Origin of the sequence: Kordiimonas lipolytica, from assembly GCF_042651265.1 — a bacterium.
Lineage (GTDB): Bacteria > Pseudomonadota > Alphaproteobacteria > Sphingomonadales > Kordiimonadaceae > Kordiimonas > Kordiimonas lipolytica.
Map to the genome: position 1 here is coordinate 100,594 of NZ_JBHSCR010000004.1, position 21,693 is coordinate 122,286.

Genomic DNA, 21,693 nt, shown 5'->3' on the forward strand with positions numbered 1-21,693 from the left:
CTGTCACCGCTATAAACTCGTTTCTTACTATCGTAGACCGGTTAAAATGGCTCGTACACCCAAATTTCAAGAAATTTGCGGGATAATACGACCCTGCTTATTTCTCATCGGCCTCTTCGCGGCTGGTATACACATGATCGATCAAACCGAACTTCTTGGCTTCATTCGCATCCATGAAGTTGTCGCGATCCATCGCCGCTTCAATTTTGTCCAGCTTTTGGCCGGTATGTTTTACATATATATTATTCAATCGTTCACGAAGCTTTAAAATCTCGCGCGCCTGAATTTCTATATCCGCAGCCTGGCCGCGGGCCCCGCCCGATGGCTGGTGAATCATGATACGGGCGTTCGGAAGCGCGTAACGCATACCGGGTTCGCCTGCCGCCAGCAAGAGAGACCCCATCGAGCAAGCCTGACCGATACAGATCGTCGCCACCTTCGGCTTGATATATTGCATCGTGTCATACATCGCGAGCCCGGAGGTCACGATGCCGCCCGGCGAATTGATATAGAAGGAAATATCCTTCTTTGGGTTTTCCGCCTCAAGGAACAGAAGTTGCGCAACGATCAGGCTAGAAATCTGGTCGTTCACTTCCCCCGTCAAAAAGATGATGCGCTCCTTGAGAAGCCGGGAATAAATATCATACGACCGTTCACCCCTGTTGGTTTGCTCCACAACCATGGGGACGAGAGCATCTCTGATAGGGTCCATCAAATCATCGCGCATTAGGCACTCCAAATGTTGTACTGGGTGGCCCACGGACCTGCCTGAATATCTGACAGGCCGCATTTCAGGGCTTTTTGTTTCTATCTTTTGTGAAGCTGTAGCAAACCCAAGTCGGCTCGGGCAAGGAAATACGAAACACTTCCTGCAATTAGATAGGACTTCGGTAGATCAATTAAAGAGGGGTACAAAAAAAGGGGCCCGGAAGCCCCTTTTCTATCGGCACTGTATGCCGGTATTATTCATTATCAGCCTATTTCTTGGCAGCTGGCTTTTTCGCAGCAGCTTTCTTAGGCGCAGCCTTCTTTGCTGGAGCTTTTTTCGCTGCCGCTTTTTTAGGTTCGGCCTTCTTCTCTGCGTCGTCTTTTTTTGCGGCAGCCTTTTTAGGTGCAGCTTTCTTCGCAGGCGCTTTTTTCGCAGCAGCTTTCTTCTTAGGAGCAGCCTTCTTGCCCTTGGCAGGGTTGGCTTCTTCTTCGTCGATTGCGCGAACAGCAGCTTCCAGCTCGTCACGGGAAACTGTCTTTTCCGTCACGTCAGCCATTTCGAGAACGAAATCTACGACTTTCTCTTCAAAGATCGGAGCACGCAGCTGAGCGCGGGCTTCTTCGTTCTTCTGGTAGAATTCGAAGACCTGAGCTTCTTGACCCGGGAAGCGACGCGCTTCCTCGATGATCTTGCGGTTCACTTCTTCCTGGTTGACCTGGATGTTGTTTTTCACACCCAGTTCGGAAAGCAGCAGACCAAGGCGCACGCGGCGCTCTGCAATTGCACGGAACTCAGCAGCTTCTGCTTCGTCTTCGGGGCCTTCCTGGCCTTCGAAGTCTTCAGCCTTGGCTTCACCGCTCATCACGGCATCACGCTTGATCTGTTCCCAGATCTGGCGGAATTCCATGTCAACCATGCCGGCTGGCACATCAAAGCTGTATTCGTCAGCCAGCGCATCCAGCAGGCCACGCTTCATATGAGCGCGTGTCAGGCTGTTGTTGTCAGCTTCCAGTTGGCCTTTCACAGACTCTTTGAGAGACGCGAGGTCTTCAAAGCCCATGTTTTTGGCCATGTCTTCATCAACCTTGGCTTCAGCAGGCTTGCGGACTTCTTTCACCGTTACGGCGAACTCAGCTTCTTTGCCGGCAAGGTCATCCGCCTGATACTGCTCAGGGAAGGTAACTTTTACGGTCTTCTCGTCGCCTGCTTTGGAACCAATCAGTTGGTCTTCAAAGCCTGGGATAAACATGCCGGAGCCCAGCTCAAGCTGGAAGTCTTCGCCCTTACCGCCGTCGAATTCAACACCGTCGATGGAACCAACATAGTCGATCAGGACAGCGTCGCCTTCAGCAGCCTTGGTGGTTTTCGCAGCTTTCTTGAAAGTCTTCTGTTGGGCAGCGATCTTCTCGCAGAATTCTTCAACTGTTTTGTCGTCAACTTCTGCAACCCAACGCTCAAGCGCTGGCGCTTTAAAGTCGTCGACAGAAATTTCAGGAAGAATCTCAACCTTCAGCGTGTACTCAAGGTCCTTACCGTCTTCATATTCGTCCATGTCCACTTCTGGACGGGTCGCCGGGCGGATATTCTTGTCTTCAAAGAGCTTGGCAGACGTTTCCTGCATGGTCTCGGAGAGAACCTGCCCTTTAGCGCGCTCACCATGCATACGCTTCAGAAGCGACAGTGGAGCTTTACCAGGGCGGAAACCCTTGATTTTTGCAGTGGCACGGAATTCGTCCAGGATCGCGTCCAAACGGTCGTCCAGCTCTTTCGCTGCCACGACAATCTTATACTCGCGCTTCAGTCCTTCATTCAGCAGTTCTTCGATCTGCATGGGTCTTCCAACTCTCTTTTTCTTTTACCAAACAGGGTTTTCCGGAAGGTGGTGCGGGCGGAGGGACTTGAACCCCCACGTCCGAAGACACCAGAACCTAAATCTGGCGCGTCTACCAATTTCGCCACGCCCGCGTTACCTTCGGAAACACTAGAAAAACCGCGCGGCGCGCGACCTGTCCGGTTTCATTAAAACGTGAATTTGACGGGCTTATAACAGGCGCACTGCGGAGTACAAGTATTTTTGTACTTCGAGCCCAATTTTTCCTAGAGCAAAACTTGCGGCAAAGTCCTGACAAGGTCTGAAGCAATCAGCCCCCTGCCCGCTTTCATTGCGGCCTCGCCATGTAGCCAGACACCGGCTGAAGCAGCCTCAAACGGTGGCATGCCTTGTGCCATCAATCCGGCAATCACGCCGGAAAGCACATCCCCGGTGCCCGCGACCGACAACCAAGCCGGCGCATTCGCGGCAATTGAAACCCGCCCATCAGGTGCGGCTACAATGGTAGACACACCCTTCAGCACAATCAGGCATTTTGATGAAACAGCTGCTGATCTGGCTGCGGATATCTTGTTGGCTTCTTTCGACAGCCCAGGGAACAGGCGCGCAAATTCGCCCTCGTGGGGGGTTAGCACCACGTCGTCTGTCCCTTCCTGCGCGAATATATCCAGCCGCCCTACAAGGCTCGTCAACGCATCAGCGTCCAGCACCATTGCCTTGTCGCGGCGGGCTACATCATGAACAAGCTCAGCAGTTTTCTCCCCAACCCCGGCACCCGGCCCAAGCAATATGGTGTTAATGCGGGTATCGGCCATGATCCCCAGGAAACCAAACGCACTGTCGAAGCGTCGCACCATGACATCAGTCAGTGCTGTCGCCTGAATACTATATGTTTCGCTTGGGGCAGCCAGCGTTACCAGCCCGGCCCCCACTCTCAAACCAGCCGTTGCCGCCAACCGGCAGGCGCCCAATGTCGGTTCTTTGCCGCCCAGCACCAGCAGGTGGCCCCGACGATACTTATGCGTCTCAGGCCCGGGAAACGGGTAATGTCCGCCCCAAAGCGAAGGCGTGTTTTCAAAGAGCGTTGGTTTGATCTCTTCAAAGCAGCGGCTCGAAATACCGATATCAACAGCGTGGATGTGCTCCACACCGCCACATAGGAAACGTCCGGGTGCTACCAAGTGCCCAGGCTTTCTGGTGAAGAATGTCACCGTCATATCGGCCTGAAAGCATGGCCCGGTGGGCAAGCCCGAATCGCCGTCCAAACCGCTTGGGATATCCACTGCGACGCGGAACGCATCTAATTCGTTCACAGCTTCGATTAAATCGGCAATGTCGCCCTCAATGGCTCGGGTCAGCCCGGTACCAAAAAGGGCGTCCACTATGACCGTCGCCCCGTTCAGGCGAGCAAGGTCAATGGGGCCAACACCCCCCTGCCAACGCCGCGCCATGATGGCTGCGTCACCTTTCAACTCACGTGTCTCAACCGACATCATCACCCGAACGGGATAGCCCCATTCTTCCAGATAGCGCGCCGCAACGAAGCCATCGCCGCCATTGTTGCCGGGGCCGCAAAGGATCAATATCTCACCACCCGCCTCAAGCGGTGTGCCAATATAATCAACGATCACTTCGGCAACAGCCTTGCCGGCAGCCTCCATCAATGTGAGGCCGTTTGTACCGTTTTTCAGAGCCCATGCATCAGCCTGCCTGGACTCTTCCGGCGTCAAAAGGATGTGGGTGTTGCCACTGGTCTGCACTGTCTTAAGCTCCCCCTCAGGAATCGACGCAGTGTAGCAAAAGAAAAAAGCCCCGGAAGGGGCTTATTCAAAAAAACTTCAGAGTGGGGCGAGTGACCGGATTTGAACCGGCGACATCCAGTACCACAAACTGGCGCTCTAACCAACTGAGCTACACCCGCCATCTCTGAATGTGGCGCTTGTTTATGCGCAAGACTTCAAGTCGTCAAGTCCGAAGTTTGCCATTTTTTTTGCCCCCTTACAAATTCATGTTTTTCCGACCTTTCCGAATAGTGACCAAAGCTCGTGCAATTGCACAATAATTAGGCACTCCAGCGCACAAAGAACGGTCAACCCTTTTGACTGATTGGGAAAACCCGCGGGAATCCGCCACACAGGATTCTGGCATGAACCGTGCGTAAAGAGGGGCAATAACCATAACAAACGGTACCAGGAAATGAAGAAGATCGAAGCAATTATCAAACCCTTCAAGCTTGATGAGGTGAAGGAAGCCCTTCACGAAGTCGGGATTTCGGGGATTACGGTTACTGAAGCCAAAGGCTTCGGACGTCAGAAAGGCCATACCGAGCTCTATAGGGGCGCAGAGTATGTTGTCGACTTCGTTCCGAAGGTGAAAGTGGAAGTGGTCGTGGATTCAGCAGACGCAGAGCGCGCTGTTGAAGCAATCAAGAATGCAGCCCACACAGGGCGCATCGGAGACGGCAAGATTTTTGTCAGCGCCGTTGAAGAAGCAATTCGCATCCGTACCGGCGAAACCGGTAAGGACGCAATCTAGGCACAGGCCGCCCTGCTCCGCAGCGCAGCCAAACATTCATCCGGGCGGGAACCCCGGAACATACACAGTCGTTTAATTCGAAGGGAAAAATGGAAATGTCCAATTATACCGATCTGAGTGTTGAAGACTTTCTCGCTCTGGTAAAAGAGAAAGGCGCAGAATGGATCGATCTGCGTTTTACGGACCCAAAAGGCAAATGGCAGCACCTTACCATGGCTGCAGATGTTGTTGACGAAGACATGATCAGCGAAGGCTTCATGTTCGACGGCTCCTCTATTTCTGGTTGGAAAGCGATCAACGAGTCCGACATGATCCTGAAGCCGGACCTTTCCCGTGTTACCTTCGACCCATTTACGGCCGACGTAACAGCGATTGTCTTCTGTGACATTCTTGAGCCTGCAACTGGCCAGCCTTACGACCGTGACCCACGCTCGATCGCCAAAAAGGCGGAAGCCTATGTGAAGTTCGCGGGCGTTGGCGACACAGCGTTCTTTGGCCCAGAGCCAGAGTTCTTCGTTTTCGACGACGTAAAGTTCAACAGCGGCTACCGTGGTGCCATGTATTCCATCGATGATGTCGAAGGCCCCTACAACAGCGACAAGGCTTTCGAAGAAGGCAACTATGGTCACCGCCCAGCCGTAAAAGGCGGCTACTTCCCAGTGGCGCCGGTTGACAGCTGTGTCGACCTCCGCGGCGAAATGGTAAAAGTTGCCAAGGAAATGGGCCTGAAAATGGACAAGCACCACCACGAAGTGGCCGCTTCCCAGCACGAACTCGGCATGATGTTCTCCACTCTTGTGGACACAGCCGACAACGTACAGGTTTACAAGTATGCGGTGCACCAGGTTGCGCACACTTACGGCAAGACCGCGACCTTCATGCCAAAGCCGGTTGCTCAGGACAACGGCTCGGGTATGCACGTGCACCAGTCCATCTGGAAAGACGGCAAACCGCTGTTCGCAGGCTCTGGTTACGCGGACCTGTCTGAAACCGCTCTCTATTATATCGGCGGTATCATCAAGCATGCCAAGGCGATCAACGCCTTCTCAAACCCGTCCACCAACAGCTACAAGCGTCTGGTGCCAGGCTTTGAGGCACCTGTTCTCCTGGCTTACTCAGCACGCAACCGTTCGGCGTCCTGTCGTATTCCATACGGCACCAGCCCGAAAGCCAAGCGTGTTGAAATCCGCTTCCCTGATGCGACTGCAAACCCATACCTTGCGTTCGCAGCCATGCTGATGGCTGGCCTTGACGGTATCGAGAACAAAATTCACCCAGGCGATGCAATGGATAAAGACCTTTATGCACTGCCTGCGGAAGAACTGCTCGGCGTTCCAACAGTTGCAAGCTCGCTTCGCGAAGCCCTGGAAGCTCTCAATAACGACCGCGAGTTCCTCAAAAAGGGCGATGTGTTCACCGATGACCAGATCAGCGCTTACATTGAGCTGAAGATGGAAGAAGTGAACCGTCTTGAGCTGGCGCCACATCCGGTTGAATTCGAGATGTACTACAGCTCGTAATTCCAAAGACAAATATGTTGGAAAAGGGGGCCTAAGCGCCCCCTTTTTTGTTGTGCGCCGAATATTTTTATAGATTTGTAGTTGTTTACGTTTTAACAACCCGGTGCCTTTAAGGTCGGTCGTAAGCCAACTCGTGTTTTCATCGCGCAAGGAAAAATCAGGCAGCCATCCGATGCAAATTGAATACACCAAAGAACAAACGGCCCTTCGCCCGCTTCTCGCAAGCGCAAACATCCATCCTGAAACCTTTCTGGCCACGGACTATCTCAATCACTACAACGAGATTGTCATGCTTCTGGAAATGGTACCGGATATGCCTGAGCTGGCTGAAGATGCTTTTGACTGGGCACCAAAGAGCTATATCCAGCATTTTGAAGACAGTGGCTTTCAGGCAAAAGACCTCGCCATAGAAGCCTATGATATGGCTCCCGAAGTACTCAAAGCCCCCTTTGAGGGCATTTGCGCAGAATTGGACTCCCTGATCACATCAACCCTGAACGGGCTTAAGGCCACAAATGTTGTGGAACGCGGCTTTACACCGCAAGCTCAACAGCTTATCCGCATGCGAATTGAAGCTGTTCAGGAACTGTTGATGAAATTGAACCAAATTATCCACGGGAAATGGGTCGCGGAAGACCAGCCTGATGTCGAAGAAAAAACCGACGAAAGCGCTCAGACGCAGGAAGATATCGACAAGCTGTTCGATTAGGTCGACTATCAAAACTGACGGCAATCGGCTACGCGTCACTTCGCTGCGCCTTCACCACCAATTCAACAAAAGCTGTTGCTAACCCCCAAGCTCAAGGGGCAACCAAGGCAATTCAAACGCTGCGCGTCACGCCGCTGGTTTGAAATCCTCACCATCTTGCAGCACAGCGATAGAGACGATTTTCTTCAAGTCTGGTCGCCCCTCCCTTGCCAAACTGACAAGAGGATAGCTGCTTGACCCTACTTTGCTAATCCGCTCAACCACCCAAACGGATGCGCGGCTATGCTGGTGCTGAAAACGATCACCGATCGTCACCTCAGACAGTGATTCTCCGGTCGGTGCCGGGCTAAACATCCAATTAAACAAGCCTTTTCGACTTTGACTGGCCATTCGCTCTCTCCAAAAGGCACACATGCACCCATAAAAGGTACCAACAAGGCCTTAAATAAGTTTTAAGCCAGTATGAAACTTACAAGAAGAAAACAGAAATGCCCACTATATTTTCTAATTTTTGTGAAAATTAGCACAATATGTTGTATCGCTTGACGCCGCGTCATCCCTGGTTTACGCCGTTATCTGGACCAGTTTATAGGGTGGGGTTATGAGCGACCTGTTTGAAGTAACACAGACTAAATCTGACTATTCCGCAAAAGACATTGAGGTTCTTGAAGGCCTGGAACCGGTGCGTCAGCGCCCGGGCATGTATATCGGCGGAACGGATGAGCGTGCACTCCATCACCTGGTCGCTGAAATTCTCGATAACTCTATGGACGAAGCCGTTGCAGGCCATGCCAGCCGTATCTCGCTGGCACTCAACGCAGATGGCTCCTTGACCATTTCAGACAATGGCCGCGGCATCCCAACCGACCCTCACCCCAAATATCCCGGGAAATCGGCGCTTGAAGTGATTCTCACCACGCTGCACTCCGGCGGTAAATTCTCGTCCGATGCCTATGCAACATCTGGTGGTTTGCATGGTGTTGGTATTTCGGTCGTGAACGCGCTCAGCGAATGGATGACAATCGAAGTCGCCCGTGACCGCAATATGTGGCGTCAAGGCTATGCCCGGGGCAAGACCACAACAGGCCTTGAGGACCTTGGCGCGGTCCAGAACAAACGCGGCACCACGGTAACCTTCCTGCCTGACCATGAAATCTTCGGCAAAAGCGCCAAACTGAAGCCAAACCGCCTGTATAAGATGGCGCGTTCAAAGGCATACTTGTTCCGCGGTGTTGAAATCCGGTTCAAGTGCGCACCTGAGCTGATTGTGGAAGGCGACGATACACCACAGGAAGCCACCCTGCACTTCCCTGGCGGCCTGGCGGACTTCCTGAAGGACACACTCAAGAAACGCACGTGCGTGACCGATGAGCCCTTCTCCGGCTTTGTGAAGTTCCCGGATGAAGCCGGCCAGGTGGAATGGGCCATTCAGTGGCCTGAGTTTGGTGACGGCTTCTGCAACAGCTACTGTAACACCATCCCAACACCACAGGGCGGCACCCATGAAAATGGCATGCGCAGTGCGATACTCCGCGGCCTGAAGGCTTACGGGGAACTGACAAATAACAAGAAGGCAGCGCAGCTGACTTCAGACGATGTCTGCGGCTCATTCTGTGCCATGCTTTCGGTCTTCATCCGTGACCCACAGTTCCAAGGGCAAACAAAAGACAAGCTGTCAACGCTCGAGGCCTTTCGCCTGACCGAAAATGCTGTCCGTGACGCCTTCGACCATTGGCTGGGCGATCACCCAGACCGCGCCGGCAGCCTGCTGACCTGGGCGCTGGAACGGCTGGAAGATCGCCTGCGCCGCAAGCAGGAACGCGAAATTACCCGGAAAACAGCTGTCAGCAAACGTAAGCTCCGCTTGCCGGGCAAATTGACCGATTGCTCCAGCGATTCTTCGGAAGGCACTGAGATATATATCGTGGAGGGTGACTCCGCAGGTGGCTCCGCCAAACAAGCGCGGGATCGGAAGACGCAAGCTGTCCTGCCGATCCGCGGTAAAATCCTCAACGTGGCCTCCGCCACGCGTGACAAGATAGCCGCCAACCAGGAAATCCGAGATTTGATCCAGGCGCTGGGCTGCGGAACGCGGGATCACTATGACGGCGATGCGCTTCGCTATGAGAAAGTCGTCATCATGTGTGACGCGGACGTTGACGGCGCCCATATCGCAACGCTCCTCATGACATTCTTCTTCCAGGAAATGCCTGGGCTGGTTAAAGACGGGCACCTGTATCTTGCCATGCCGCCGCTCTACCGGCTGGCCCAGTCAGGCAAAGTCGCTTATGCACGCGATGACGCCCACAAAGACGAGCTGATGGCCACTGATTTCTCAGGCCGTGGGAAGGTAGAGATCAGCCGCTTTAAGGGCCTGGGTGAAATGCCCCCTGCACAGCTGAAAGAAACCACCATGGCACCAGCCAACCGTACACTTCAGCGCGTCACGTTGCCGCCTGAGTATGCCGAGCGGGCAGAGGTCAACCGGCTTGTGGATGACCTGATGGGTAAAAAGCCTGAAAAACGCTTCGAATTCATCCGCGATAATGCGGCAAGTGTTGATCAATTGGACATCTAATACTCCGACGTCGCCGAACCACGATGGAAACCGCAAATATCAACTGTGCGATCGATTTCTGGCGTCCGCCGCTTGTATCCGGGTGCCAGAAAGCCAACTGTCACATAAAAGCGCCGGTTAAGGGACTAAAGCATGGGTTTTCTGCGGCATATTCCCGTTTCCAACATTGACATTGACGTAAGCCCTCCTATGCTGCGCGCAAATTATGTAAGAAGCAACTGGTAGGACACGCATGGGTTTCGACCTCTTAGGACTGAGTGAACCAACATTAAAGGCTGTAAGTGAGGCCGGTTATACCGAGCCCACGCCCATTCAGGCGCAAGCCATCCCGCAAGTTTTAATGGGACGCGACGTTCTGGGCATCGCCCAAACCGGTACCGGCAAGACGGCTGGTTTCACCTTGCCCCTTATCGATATTCTGTCCGAAGGACGCGCTCGCGCCCGGATGCCACGGTGCCTGATTCTTGAGCCCACCCGCGAACTGGCGGCACAGGTTGCTGAAAGCTTCGAAAAATACGGCAAAGGGCACAAGCTGACGATGGCGCTTCTGATTGGCGGCGTAAATTTCGCGGATCAGGAAAAGCTGCTGGACCGCGGCGTTGATGTTCTGATTGCCACCCCTGGTCGTCTGCTGGACCACTTCACTCGCGGCAAGCTCCTCCTGAACGGGATCGATATTCTCGTGGTTGATGAAGCTGACCGGATGCTCGACATGGGCTTTATCCCGGATGTCGAGAAAATCTGCGAGTGCATTACCAAGAACCACCAGACGCTTTTCTTTTCGGCCACGATGCCGCCGGTGATTGAAAAGCTGACCAAACGCTTCCTTGACGATCCCAAGATGATCACGGTTGAGCGCAAATCCAGCACAGCGCAGACCATCGAACAGAAGCTTGTGGTTGTCGGCCCACGCGACAAGCGCAAAGCGCTGCGTAAGCTTCTGAAGGATGAGCCCGTGAAAAACGGCATCATCTTCTGCAACCGCAAGAAGGACGTAAAAGAGGTTTATAACAGCCTCGCGCGTCATGGTTTCAATGTTGGCCAATTGCATGGTGATATGGAGCAGAGCGAGCGCCTTGAAATACTGCGTCAGTTCAAGGCCAACGAAGTTCAACTTCTTTGTGCTTCCGATGTCGCAGCCCGCGGTCTCGACATTGCTGACGTAAGCCATGTGTTCAATTTCGACGTACCAAGCCATGCTGAGGACTATGTTCACCGCATCGGCCGTACTGGCCGCGCTGGTCGCAAAGGCAAAGCCTTCACGCTGACCACAACCGGCAAGACCGACACACGCTTTGTTGAAGCCATTGAAAAAATGATCGGCAACAAAATCCCACGTGGCGAGAAGATCGACCTCGCGCCACCAAAGCCGAAGGTTGCCGCGGATGACATGCCGAAAAAGCCATTTGTCGGCATGGGGCCACACGTTCCGGCCTTCCTGGCACGCCCAGTAGAGATCAAGCGCAGCCGCTAATTGCGGTTGCCAAACCACCGGCCTGCGCTAAGTCTTCTTTCTGGGGACAATAAGCGGGAGGCCAGCATGCCCACATATGAGACGATCGACTTCAGCATAGAGAATGGTCTGGCGACCATCACCTTCAATCGCCCAAAGCAGCTGAATGCTCTGAGCGCCAAGCTGAAAGCCGAGTTTCTAACCGCCCTACGGTCCCTTAACCGTGAAGACAGCGAGGCCAGAGCCCTTTTGATCACGGGCGCGGGGCGCGGCTTCTGTTCTGGCGCTGATCTGGCTGAAGGCGGCAATGAGAACCGAGACATGGGCGCCAGTCTGACGGACTCTTACCACCCGTTCCTGACAGAACTCGCGAACCTCAAAATTCCGGTCATCAGCGCAGTCAACGGCGTGGCTGCTGGCGCAGGCATGAGCATCGCAATCTCGGCGGATATCGTCATTGCATCCAAATCCGCTTACTTCCTGCAGGCATTTGTCAACATCGGGCTGGTGCCGGATGCGGGCAGCACCTTCATTTTACCGCGCCTTGTGGGCCTAAGCCGGGCCCGAGCCATGATGATGCTTGGCGAACCTATCCCGGCTGACACCGCCCTTGATTGGGGACTGGTCTATGATGTCGTAGACGATGACAAACTATTGGACACTGCCAAGGCCAAAGCGATGAAACTGGCCAACGGCCCCACTGTGGCGCTGGGCTCCATCCGGCAGCTGCTGGCACAGTCCTTGACGAATGACTACCCCGGCCAACTGGCAGCCGAAGCTAACGCCCAGCGTGTCGCTGGCCGCACGGAAGACTGCATTGAGGGCGTCATGGCCTTCATCGAGAAGCGCGAAGCTGCCTTCAAGGGTAAATAGCCAATCCGGCCACAAAATCCGGCATCCTTAAATCGCCACTTTTCATTTCTATCAGAGGACGCTACACATCCTTCTGGTAGTTTGAGAACATAAAGGCAACAAAGGGAGCATCCGTGCGCAATCCGCTCGCGATCATTGGTCAGGTGGTTTTGGCAAGTCTGGCCGAAATCGGTCGGCTGTCGAAATTCTCGGCAACCGCCATCAGCAGCATCGTCATGCCCCCGGTATACTGGCGGCACGTCCTCAATCAAATGTGGCTCATCGGCTATAACAGCCTGCCCGTTGTTGGCCTTACGGCTCTTTTCACAGGCGCGGCGCTCGCACAACAAATTTACGTTGGCGGCAGCCGCTTCAATGCTGCTTCCGTGGTGCCTGGCGTGGTTGTCATCGCCATCGTGCGTGAACTGGGCCCTGTGCTCGGCGGCCTGATGGTGGCAGGGCGCGTCTCTTCCGCCATGGCGGCCGAGCTTGGCACCATGCGCGTGACAGAGCAGATCGACGCACTCGTGACCCTTTCGACCGACCCGTTCAAATATCTGGTGGCACCGCGCCTGATCGCTGCGGTCATCACCCTGCCCTTACTCGTGATCATCGCCAACATTATCGGCGTGCTGGGCGGTTACCTGATCGGTACAGGCCGCCTGGGGCTAAATGAAGGCACCTACCTGCAGGTCACGGTAGACTTCCTTGAGCGTGCAGACGTGATCTCGTCGCTTGTGAAGGCCGCTGTCTTTGGCTTCTTCATCGCACTGATGGGCAGCTATCACGGATACAACAGCCGCGGCGGCGCCCAGGGCGTGGGTAAAGCCACGACAAACGCCGTGGTCTCAGCCTTCATCGCCATCCTGCTTGCGAACCTGATCATCACAGTGATTGTCTTTGGGGGGCGCGGCGTATGAGTACCGACCTCAAGATCCAGCTGAAGAACGTACATAAGGGCTTTGGTCCAAAGAAGGTCCTGCAGGGCATCAATCTGGACGTTCCAAAAGGCCAGTCAGTCGTCATTATCGGCGGCTCGGGCACAGGCAAGTCTGTAATGCTCAAATGCATTCTGGGTATCCTGAACCCGGACCAGGGCGAAATATATGTGGACGGCGAGGATGTCACCAAATTCTCAGGCCGTGCCCGCAAGAAGATATTGAGCAAATTCGGCATGCTATTTCAGGGCGGTGCCTTGTTCGATAGCCTGCCTGTCTGGGAAAATGTCGCCTTCGGCCTGATACAGGGTAAAGGCATGAACCGGAAAGACGCCAAGGAAATTGCGATCGAAAATCTGCGGCGCGTTGGCCTTGGTGCTGACGTAGGCGTACTTTCCCCAGCAGAACTGTCGGGCGGCATGCAGAAGCGTGTGGGCCTTGCGCGTGCCATCGCGACAGAGCCAGAAATCATCTTCTTCGACGAGCCAACCACAGGCCTCGACCCGATCATGGCGGATGTGATCAACGATCTGATCGTGGAGTGCGTTAAGGACCTTGGCGCAACAACGCTTTCAATCACCCACGATATGGCCAGCGCGCGCAAGATCGCGGACCGCATCGCCATGCTCTATCACGGCAAAATTATCTGGGAAGGCGCCAAAGACCAGATCGACCATTCAGGCAATGATCATGTCGACCAGTTCATCCATGGTCGCGCCCAGGGCCCAATTGAGATGGAATTGTTGAAGCTCTGATATGGCAAAGGCTCAGCTCTCATATAATTGCCGCGACTGCGGCGCTGTTTACCGCCGCTGGCAGGGCAAATGCGACGAATGCGGCGAGTGGAACTCCATTGAGGAATCAAAGGGTGGCACCACATCTGGCGCGCCAAAGGGCCTGAGCGGCAAGAAGGGCCGCCGGGTCGACCTTGTCTCGCTTGACACGCCGCTCAAGGAACAGCCGCGGTTGATGAGCGGCATTGCCGAGCTTGACCGCGCCCTTGGCGGCGGCATGGTAGCCGGAAGCGCCGTGCTGATTGGCGGTGATCCGGGCATCGGCAAATCCACGCTGCTGTTGCAGGCCATGGGGCAACTGGCGCTCAAGGGGCATGACTGTGTCTATATTTCCGGTGAGGAAGCAACCGCACAGGTACAGATGCGGGCGAACCGCCTTGGTCTTTCCGGTGCGCCGCTGAAGCTGGGGTGTGAAACCAGCCTGCGTGATATCCTGACAACGCTGGATGAAGGTACGCCGCCCAAAGTGGTGGTGATCGACAGTATACAGACGCTGTTTGCCGACAATGTTGAAAGCGCGCCCGGCACAGTAAGCCAGGTTCGCGTCTGCGCCCATGAACTGATCAGCTTCGCTAAGCGCAAGGGCACCGTTGTGCTTCTTGTCGGCCACGTTACCAAAGACGGCCAGATCGCCGGGCCACGCGTGCTCGAACATATGGTTGATACTGTGCTGTATTTCGAAGGTGACCGCGGCCACCAGTTCCGTATCCTGCGCGCGGTAAAGAACCGCTTTGGCGGCACGGACGAAATCGGCGTCTTCGAGATGACGGGCATGGGCCTCAATGAAGTAACCAATCCGTCTGCCCTGTTCCTTGCGGATCACAACAGCCGGGAACTAGGAAACTGCGTCTTCGCTGGCATTGAAGGCTCGAGGCCCGTTCTGGTGGAAATCCAGGCACTCGTTGCCCGGTCATCTGCCGCAAACCCGCGCCGCGCCGTTGTCGGCTGGGACAGCGGGCGGCTTGCGATGGTACTGGCCGTGCTTGATGCCCGCGCTGGCCTTGGCCTTGCCGGGTGTGACGTCTACCTGAACGTGGCCGGCGGCCTGAAGATTTCCGAGCCTGCGGCGGACCTTGCAGTCGCAGCGGCCCTGATTTCCAGCCTCTCGCAGGTGCCACTACCGGACGAGACCGTCGTATTTGGTGAAATCAGCCTGTCGGGTGACATCCGCCCGGTTTCCCAATCTGAAGGAAGGCTGAAAGAATCAGCCAAGCTCGGCTTCGCGAACGCCATGATGCCAAAAGCCAAGAAAGCCGGCCCAAAAGCCATTCGCCAGCAAAACATCACCCACGTGAATGAGCTGGTGACACATTTCTACCCAGATGGCGGCCTAGGATAGCTTCCGGAAAAAGAAGCATGATACTGAAGACAGACAGACTGACGCTCAGGTTGCCTGAACAAAGCGACGCCAAAGCCATCCAGCTGGCTCTGACAGACTATGATGTCGTCAAGATGCTTCAAGTGGTCCCCTACCCCTATAGCCTGGAAATGGCGCACGAGTTCATTGCCCTCACGCATGAGGAATGGAACAGAAACGCATCCTATATCGCAAGCGTGATTGGCCCTTCGGGTTTGGTTGGTGTGGCCGGCGCCCATCACTGGAACGAGACTGAGCGGCAGATAGAGCTGGGATACTGGCTGGGCCGCAATAGCTGGGGCTTCGGGTATGCCACCGAAGCCGCTGGGGCGGTCTGCACCTTCGCCTTTGAGCACTGGCCAATAGATAAAATCATCGCTAGTGTTTTTGATGACAACCCCGGCTCAAAACGAGTGGTGGAAAAATTGGGGTTTAAGGAAACAGGCCAGCACACAATATACAGTGTTGGGCGTGGCGCAGAGGTTTCGGCCACCCTTTATAAGCTAGAGAGATGCTAGAGGAACAAGGATTTGGACATCGATACTACCACACTGACGGCTTTTGATGTTGCCGTGCTTGTTATCGTCGGGCTTTCGACGCTTCTGGCTTTTGGCCGTGGCTTCGCGACAGTCGCACTGTCATTCGGGGCTTGGGCGGGCGCACTGTTGGCGACCATTTTCGGCCTTGAGATTGTCAAGCCATATGGCCGCGACCTGATCTCGCCGCCGGAGCTCGCTGACTTCATCACGCTGGCCACGCTCTTTTTCATCACGCTGTTCGTTCTCAAGCAGTTGGCCGAGTTTATCGGCAGGACCATCAAGGAAAGTCCGGTGGGGCTGCTTGATCGCTCGCTTGGTGCCCTTTTCGGCCTGCTGCGCGGCCTCGTGATTGTTTCTGTACTCTATCTTGGCTTCGCCAAACTTTATGGCACGTCTGATCAACCGGATTGGGTCAAGAACGCGCAGCTCCGTCCCCTTGTGGCCTGGAGCGCGGAAATGCTGGAAGGTTTCGCTGCTGACGCACTCGGCAAAGACCCGAAAGAGGTCGGTAACGAGTATCTGGAGAAGGCAGCAGATGCCATTCCCAGCCAGTTCATCAATGAAAAGCTTGAAGAACAGGCCGCTAAATACATCGAAAAGCAACGCGATAGCCTTGATGCGTTGATGGAAGACGTAGCCGAAGAGAAAAAGAAGAAAGATGACGGCGGGCGCTAATGCGCCTGTTAGCCGCGCACAATTCTTCAATTAGATGCAATATTTCTGTAAAATTGGTTTTTGACTAGGCAGCGGCACCATGAGGCGATATATGGTGCGTGCAACAAGACACCATTCGCCCCATTAACCAGGACCAAATAATGTCTTTTGAGCAAGCCCCACTCACTACTAATCCTTTCGACGACGATAAGCTGCACGAAGAATGCGGCGTATTCGGGATTTTCGGCACCTCGGACGCCAGCGCCCACTGCGCCCTTGGTCTTCATGCCCTGCAGCACCGCGGCCAGGAAGCCGCTGGCATCACGGCATTCGACGGTGAAAACTTCTTCACCAAACGCGTGCTCGGCCATGTGGCAGACAATTTCACCAGTCAGGATGTCATCGACAGCCTGCCCGGCGACGCCGCCATCGGCCATACGCGCTATTCGACCACAGGTGACACCGTCCTGAGGAACTGCCAGCCGCTCTTTGCTGAATTCGCATCGGGCGGCTTTGCTGTTGCGCACAACGGCAATATCACGAACGCGACGCACCTGCGTAAATCGCTGGTTCAGCGCGGATCGATCTTCCAGTCCACGTCGGACTCGGAAGTGATCATCCACCTGATCGCAACCAGTCGTTTCCGCACGTTGATGGACCGGTTTATCGATGCGCTTCGCCAGATGGAAGGTGCCTATTCCCTGGTGTCTCTCACCAAAGAAGGCCTGATCGGCGTTCGCGACCCGCTGGGCGTACGCCCGCTGGTGCTGGGTCGCCTGGATGACGCTTACATCCTGTGCTCGGAAACCTGTGCACTGGATATCATTGGCGCTGAATATATCCGCGACATTGAAGCTGGCGAGATGGTGATAATTACGGATGAAGGCATCAAAAGCCACAAACCATTCCCTGAGGAAAAACCACGCCCCTGCATTTTCGAGCATGTCTATTTTGCCCGCCCAGACAGCTATATGGACGGCATGAGCGTCTATGAAGTTCGCAAGCGTATCGGTGCGGAGCTGGCGCGGGAAAACGCAGTGGACGCAGACCTTGTGATCCCTGTCCCTGACAGCGGCACTCCTGCGGCTATCGGCTACGCGCAGGAAAGTGGCATCCCGTTCGAGCTGGGCATTATCCGGAACCACTATGTGGGCCGGACCTTCATCGAACCTTCGGACCAGATTCGCCACTTCGGCGTGAAGCTGAAGCACAATGCCAACCGCTGGCACATTCAGGGCAAACGCATCATCCTTGTGGACGACAGTATTGTTCGCGGTACAACGTCGATGAAAATCGTCAATATGATGCGCGAAGCCGGTGCCACCGAAGTTCACATGCGGATTGCCTCTCCGCCAACCGCGCACAGCTGTTTCTATGGAGTGGACACGCCTGAGCGGAAGAAACTGCTGGCCGCGCAGATGGATGTGGAAGCCATGCGCGAGCACATCAAGGCGGATACGCTTTCCTTCCTTTCCATCGACGGCCTTTACCGCGCTGTTAATCAGCCCAAAGGCCGCGACAACAAATGCCCGGCATACTGCGATGCCTGCTTTACTGGCGACTATCCCACCTTCCTGACCGACCAATCGGAAGCGGAAAAGGACGACAGCCAGCTCTCGAGCATCGCGTCCACGGGCACAGGAGCCTAAGTTAATGACCAAACCTCTGGACGGACGCCTGGCGCTCGTAACCGGCGCGTCGCGCGGCATCGGCCGCGCCACAGCGCTTGCTATGGCAAAAGCTGGTGCCGATGTGATCGCCCTCGCCCGACCTCGCTCCCAAGGGGCACTGGAGGACCTGGACGACAAAATCACAGCCATGGGCCGCAAGTGTACGCTTGTACCCATGGATCTGCGCGATTTCGACGCGATAGACCGTCTCGGGGCATCCATCTATGAGCGCTGGGGAAAGCTGGACATCCTGGTGGGCAACGCCGGTATCCTCGGCCCCATCTCGCCTCTCGGGCACATCACGCCCAAGGACTGGATGGAAATCATGGACATCAACGTAACGGCAAACTGGCGCCTGATCCGCTCGCTTGATCCGCTGTTGAAGCTTTCGAAAGCAGGCAGGGCCATTTTTGTAACCTCTGGTGCCGCCGGGAAACACAGGCAACACTGGGGCGGCTACGCTGTCTCTAAAGCTGCTCTCGAGGAGCTGGTCATGACCTACGCAGCCGAATCCCGCATCACCGGCGTAAAGGTGAATATGGTGGACCCTGGCCCAATCCGCACCAGCATGCGGGCAAAGGCGGTACCAGGCGAAGACCCGGAAACGCTGCCGACACCAGACCAGATCGCCCCGCTGTTTGTTGAACTGGCTTCAGCTGATAGCGAAACGACCGCAGAACGCATCAGCTTCTACGACTGGGCAGGCATCAAACGGGCCTAACCCCCTAAAAAACAATGGTGACATCAAATGGTCAACCCAGGAACAACCAAGACATCCCTCAAGGAACGGTGCAAGGTTGACTTGGGTTACCCCTATCACCTGAATGACAGCCCTGCTGACCACCTGGCGGCCCTCCAGCAAGCCTATCAGCATGGGGCTGGACCCAAACCTGAAATCCTGGAAGAAAAAATTGCCGCCATGTTCGGCAAGCCCGCCGCCATGTGGTGTGCCACGGGCACGCTGGCGCAAGGCATTGCGGCGCGGATTTACGCCGAGCGGTCGGGCAAAAAGCAGGTTATCTTTCATGAGACCTCGCACCTTCTGCTGCATGAAGAAGACGGATATAGCGCAGCTCATGGCCTCACAGCCAAGACCGTGGGTGAATGGCGCAAAACCATGTCCCCTGATCTTCTGGACACGGACGCCTGCTGCGCCTTCGTCGAAATGCCCCAGCGCCACAGCGGTGGCCTGCTGCCTTCATGGGATGATCTATGCGCTCTGAAGGCTCACGCCAGCAAACTTGACCTGCCACTGCATATGGACGGTGCCAGAATCTGGTCCAGTCGCCCGCATTATGACGGCCGCAGTTATGCTGAGATCGTCGACGGTTTCTCGTCCATCTATGTGTCTTTCTATAAGGATATCGGCGCCATTGTCGGCGCGGCCCTTATTGGTGAGAAGGACTTTATCGAAGAAGCCAAAGTCTGGCGGACGCGCCTTGGCGGCTCGCTCGTTGACGCCTCATACCTGATCGCGGATACGCTCAGGCTGCTGGACAAACGGCTGGAGCAAATGCCCGGCTTCATCCAGGCGGCAAAAGAAATGGCGTCTTCGATTGAACACATTGAAAATATTGAGGTTTCGCCAAACCCGCCGCAAGTGAACATGTTCCATGTCCTGCTGCCCTGTAATTCCTCTGCGGCAGAACGCGCACGCGACATTGTCGCCGAGAAGACTGGCATCTGGATTGCCAACCGGTTCTGGAACTATGAGGGCGACAATCAGTGCGCCATGGAAATCACCGTCGGCGAAAAAGCCGCCGCGCTATCCCGCGAGACCTTCGCTGAGGCTGTGCAGATGCTGGCTGCAGAAATCCCCAACCCCCAATAGAAGCAAAAAGGGCCGCCAAGCCAGGCAACCCTTCTGAACGGTATTTAAGTCGTTTCCTTAGTTAGCGCTGCACGACCGTCTTTTTGGCGCTGTCGCGGCCGTTCATGGCCTCCAGGAATGCCGTGATATTCGGGCAGTCCTTCAGCATCTCAGCGCTTTCCGGGAACCCTGGCAGATAATTGAGCGTAGGAAAGACCGCAAGATCAGCATAGGTCAGGCTGTCCCCCACCAGATGGCCGTTTGCCAACGCATCATTTAGAACCGCCAGATGTTTCTTCATCAATGGCAGCGCACCATCAATCTGTGCGCGGTTGGGCTCTTCGCCCGCCATCTTCGGCAGAATATAGCCGAGCGCATACTGGCGGATCATGGATATATCGAATGTTGTGTTATGGAGCGAAACCCACTGGTCCACCTTGGCGCACACCGCTGGATCTTCCGGAAAGAACTTCGGGCCGTCAAATACCTTGTCGATATAGCGGGCCATGGCTTCCGATTCGCACAGTGTCAGCTCACCATGCCGGAAAACCGGCACCTTGCCGAGAGGATGGATGGCATTCACTTCATCTGAATGCGGGCGCGCTACCTGAAAGTCATAGGCGACGCTTTTCTCTTCCATCAGCATCTGGACGGACCTGCCTACGTTCGATTGCGGAATACTGATCAATAGGGGTTTGGACATTTTTTCCTCCTGTCGGTGTTGGCGGGGCTTCTAAAGCCCTTTATATCCTTTGGCATGATAGAGCTTGAGCAGTTCGGAAACTGCAGCCGACACCGGCTTTTTGCCGCCTCTAACATCCTCCAGTATTGGGGTGAAGGACTGGCTCACCGAGGCGTCACCATAGAAATCTGCGAGCAACCGGTCAGCGATTTGGCTTTTGAGCCAGGAAACGCGCTGTTCGTCGCGCCGGACCTGCCGCTCGCCGCTCTCTGTCATGATACGGGCATGCTTTTCAATTCGCTCCCAAAGCTCGGCAACGCCATCACCGGTCAGCCCTGACACTGTCACAACAGGCGGATGCCAGCTTGGGCTGGCGTCCGTCATGATATGAAGCGCGGACTTATATTCACGCACGGCTTGCTTTAACTTCTTCTCGAAAATGTCGGCCTTGTTGACGGCGACCATGTCAGCAAGCTCAAGAATTCCCTTCTTGATGCCCTGCAGCTCGTCACCCGCGCCCGGCAGCATCAATACAAGGAAGAAATCCACCATTTCGGATACCATGGTCTCAGACTGCCCTGTTCCCACGGTTTCAACCAGAACCACGTCAAAGCCTGCAGCTTCGAGGACAATCATGGTCTCACGCGTTGCCCGGGCCACCCCACCCAGCACACCGGCCGATGGGCTTGGGCGTATAAAGGCGTCCTGATTGGCGGACAATTTTTCCATGCGCGTCTTGTCACCGAGGATAGACCCGCCCGTACGACCGCTTGACGGGTCAACCGCCAACACAGCCACCCGCTTCCTCTGGTCTTCGATCAACCAACTGCCGAGACATTCAATGAAGGTTGACTTGCCCACGCCAGGAACACCGGAGATACCGACCCGCTGCGCCCCGCCCGCATGCGGCAACAGTTTAGCAAGCAGCTGCTGTGCCTTGTCCTGATGCGCTGCATTGCGGCTCTCAATCAGCGTGATGGCGCGACCAATCAGGGCGCGGCTGCCGCTGCGCACCCCCTCATAAAGCTCATCAACGCTTGGCTGCTGAACGGTTGCCGCCAC

20 protein-coding genes and 2 tRNA genes are annotated in these 21,693 nt (G+C 55.3%); 14 read left to right on the forward strand and 8 right to left on the reverse strand.

What is annotated here, in order from left to right:
* Positions 1-97: 97 nt before the first annotated feature.
* From clpP to ACFO5Q_RS07625, 5 genes are all read right to left on the reverse strand, one after another.
* Positions 98-727 carry an ATP-dependent Clp endopeptidase proteolytic subunit ClpP gene (gene clpP / locus ACFO5Q_RS07605; RefSeq protein WP_068149442.1) on the reverse strand — a complete coding sequence of 210 codons (630 nt, stop codon included), beginning with the start codon at positions 725-727 and terminating at the stop codon, positions 98-100.
* Positions 728-977: 250 nt separating this feature from the next.
* The gene (gene tig, locus ACFO5Q_RS07610; protein ID WP_068149445.1) at positions 978-2,540 is read right to left on the reverse strand and encodes a trigger factor; all 1,563 of its coding nucleotides are present in this window, start codon (positions 2,538-2,540) and stop codon (positions 978-980) included.
* A gap of 49 nt (positions 2,541-2,589) precedes the next feature.
* Positions 2,590-2,674 (reverse strand) — tRNA-Leu (locus tag ACFO5Q_RS07615).
* Between the two features lie 132 nt (positions 2,675-2,806).
* A complete protein-coding gene (locus ACFO5Q_RS07620) occupies positions 2,807-4,300 on the reverse strand; it encodes an NAD(P)H-hydrate dehydratase (RefSeq protein ID WP_082719950.1) in 1,494 nt (497 codons plus the stop codon).
* Between the two features lie 84 nt (positions 4,301-4,384).
* Positions 4,385-4,461 (reverse strand) — tRNA-His (locus ACFO5Q_RS07625).
* A 275-nt stretch (positions 4,462-4,736) separates the two neighbouring features.
* On the opposite strand from ACFO5Q_RS07625, the gene ACFO5Q_RS07630 reads away from it, so the two are divergent.
* From ACFO5Q_RS07630 to ACFO5Q_RS07640, 3 genes are all read left to right on the forward strand, one after another.
* Positions 4,737-5,075, forward strand: coding sequence for a P-II family nitrogen regulator (locus tag ACFO5Q_RS07630; RefSeq protein WP_068149449.1), 339 nt, complete (start codon positions 4,737-4,739; stop codon positions 5,073-5,075).
* A gap of 95 nt (positions 5,076-5,170) precedes the next feature.
* Entirely contained in the window at positions 5,171-6,595 is a 1,425-nt protein-coding gene (glnA, locus tag ACFO5Q_RS07635; RefSeq protein ID WP_068149557.1) for a type I glutamate--ammonia ligase, read from the forward strand.
* Positions 6,596-6,767: 172 nt separating this feature from the next.
* Positions 6,768-7,304 (forward strand): hypothetical protein, encoded by a 537-nt coding sequence (locus ACFO5Q_RS07640; RefSeq protein WP_068149453.1) that lies wholly within the window; start codon positions 6,768-6,770, stop codon positions 7,302-7,304.
* Positions 7,305-7,430: 126 nt separating this feature from the next.
* Here ACFO5Q_RS07640 and ACFO5Q_RS07645 read toward each other — a convergent pair whose 3' ends face one another.
* Positions 7,431-7,694: a hypothetical protein gene (locus ACFO5Q_RS07645; protein WP_068149456.1), complete on the reverse strand. Its 264-nt coding sequence runs from the start codon at positions 7,692-7,694 to the stop codon at positions 7,431-7,433.
* A 211-nt stretch (positions 7,695-7,905) separates the two neighbouring features.
* On the opposite strand from ACFO5Q_RS07645, the gene parE reads away from it, so the two are divergent.
* From parE to ACFO5Q_RS07700, 11 genes are all read left to right on the forward strand, one after another.
* Entirely contained in the window at positions 7,906-9,882 is a 1,977-nt protein-coding gene (gene parE / locus ACFO5Q_RS07650; RefSeq protein ID WP_068149459.1) for a DNA topoisomerase IV subunit B, read from the forward strand.
* Between the two features lie 232 nt (positions 9,883-10,114).
* Positions 10,115-11,356 (forward strand): DEAD/DEAH box helicase, encoded by a 1,242-nt coding sequence (locus tag ACFO5Q_RS07655; RefSeq protein WP_068149462.1) that lies wholly within the window; start codon positions 10,115-10,117, stop codon positions 11,354-11,356.
* 66 nt (positions 11,357-11,422) lie between these two features.
* Positions 11,423-12,208, forward strand: a complete 786-nt coding sequence (locus ACFO5Q_RS07660) for an enoyl-CoA hydratase-related protein (RefSeq protein ID WP_068149465.1) — start codon at positions 11,423-11,425, stop codon at positions 12,206-12,208.
* Positions 12,209-12,321: 113 nt separating this feature from the next.
* A complete protein-coding gene (locus ACFO5Q_RS07665; protein ID WP_068149468.1) occupies positions 12,322-13,107 on the forward strand; it encodes an MlaE family ABC transporter permease in 786 nt (261 codons plus the stop codon).
* A complete protein-coding gene (locus ACFO5Q_RS07670) occupies positions 13,104-13,880 on the forward strand; it encodes an ABC transporter ATP-binding protein (protein ID WP_068149471.1) in 777 nt (258 codons plus the stop codon). Before ACFO5Q_RS07665 ends, ACFO5Q_RS07670 begins: the two co-directional genes overlap by 4 nt.
* A gap of 1 nt (position 13,881) precedes the next feature.
* The gene (gene radA / locus ACFO5Q_RS07675; RefSeq protein WP_068149473.1) at positions 13,882-15,258 is read left to right on the forward strand and encodes a DNA repair protein RadA; all 1,377 of its coding nucleotides are present in this window, start codon (positions 13,882-13,884) and stop codon (positions 15,256-15,258) included.
* A gap of 17 nt (positions 15,259-15,275) precedes the next feature.
* Positions 15,276-15,794 carry a GNAT family N-acetyltransferase gene (locus ACFO5Q_RS07680; protein ID WP_068149476.1) on the forward strand — a complete coding sequence of 173 codons (519 nt, stop codon included), beginning with the start codon at positions 15,276-15,278 and terminating at the stop codon, positions 15,792-15,794.
* A gap of 12 nt (positions 15,795-15,806) precedes the next feature.
* Entirely contained in the window at positions 15,807-16,490 is a 684-nt protein-coding gene (locus ACFO5Q_RS07685; protein ID WP_068149480.1) for a CvpA family protein, read from the forward strand.
* A 140-nt stretch (positions 16,491-16,630) separates the two neighbouring features.
* The gene (gene purF / locus ACFO5Q_RS07690) at positions 16,631-18,118 is read left to right on the forward strand and encodes an amidophosphoribosyltransferase (protein WP_068149483.1); all 1,488 of its coding nucleotides are present in this window, start codon (positions 16,631-16,633) and stop codon (positions 18,116-18,118) included.
* A gap of 4 nt (positions 18,119-18,122) precedes the next feature.
* Positions 18,123-18,860, forward strand: coding sequence for an SDR family NAD(P)-dependent oxidoreductase (locus ACFO5Q_RS07695; protein ID WP_068149487.1), 738 nt, complete (start codon positions 18,123-18,125; stop codon positions 18,858-18,860).
* Between the two features lie 27 nt (positions 18,861-18,887).
* The gene (locus ACFO5Q_RS07700) at positions 18,888-19,970 is read left to right on the forward strand and encodes a threonine aldolase family protein (RefSeq protein WP_068149489.1); all 1,083 of its coding nucleotides are present in this window, start codon (positions 18,888-18,890) and stop codon (positions 19,968-19,970) included.
* 61 nt (positions 19,971-20,031) lie between these two features.
* On the opposite strand, the gene ACFO5Q_RS07705 is transcribed toward ACFO5Q_RS07700, so the two are convergent.
* Both ACFO5Q_RS07705 and meaB read right to left on the reverse strand, forming a co-directional pair.
* On the reverse strand, positions 20,032-20,652 hold the full coding sequence (locus ACFO5Q_RS07705) for a glutathione S-transferase family protein (RefSeq protein WP_082719951.1): 621 nt from the start codon (positions 20,650-20,652) through the stop codon (positions 20,032-20,034).
* A 30-nt stretch (positions 20,653-20,682) separates the two neighbouring features.
* Positions 20,683-21,693 (reverse strand): methylmalonyl Co-A mutase-associated GTPase MeaB, encoded by a 1,011-nt coding sequence (gene meaB, locus ACFO5Q_RS07710; RefSeq protein ID WP_068149494.1) that lies wholly within the window; start codon positions 21,691-21,693, stop codon positions 20,683-20,685.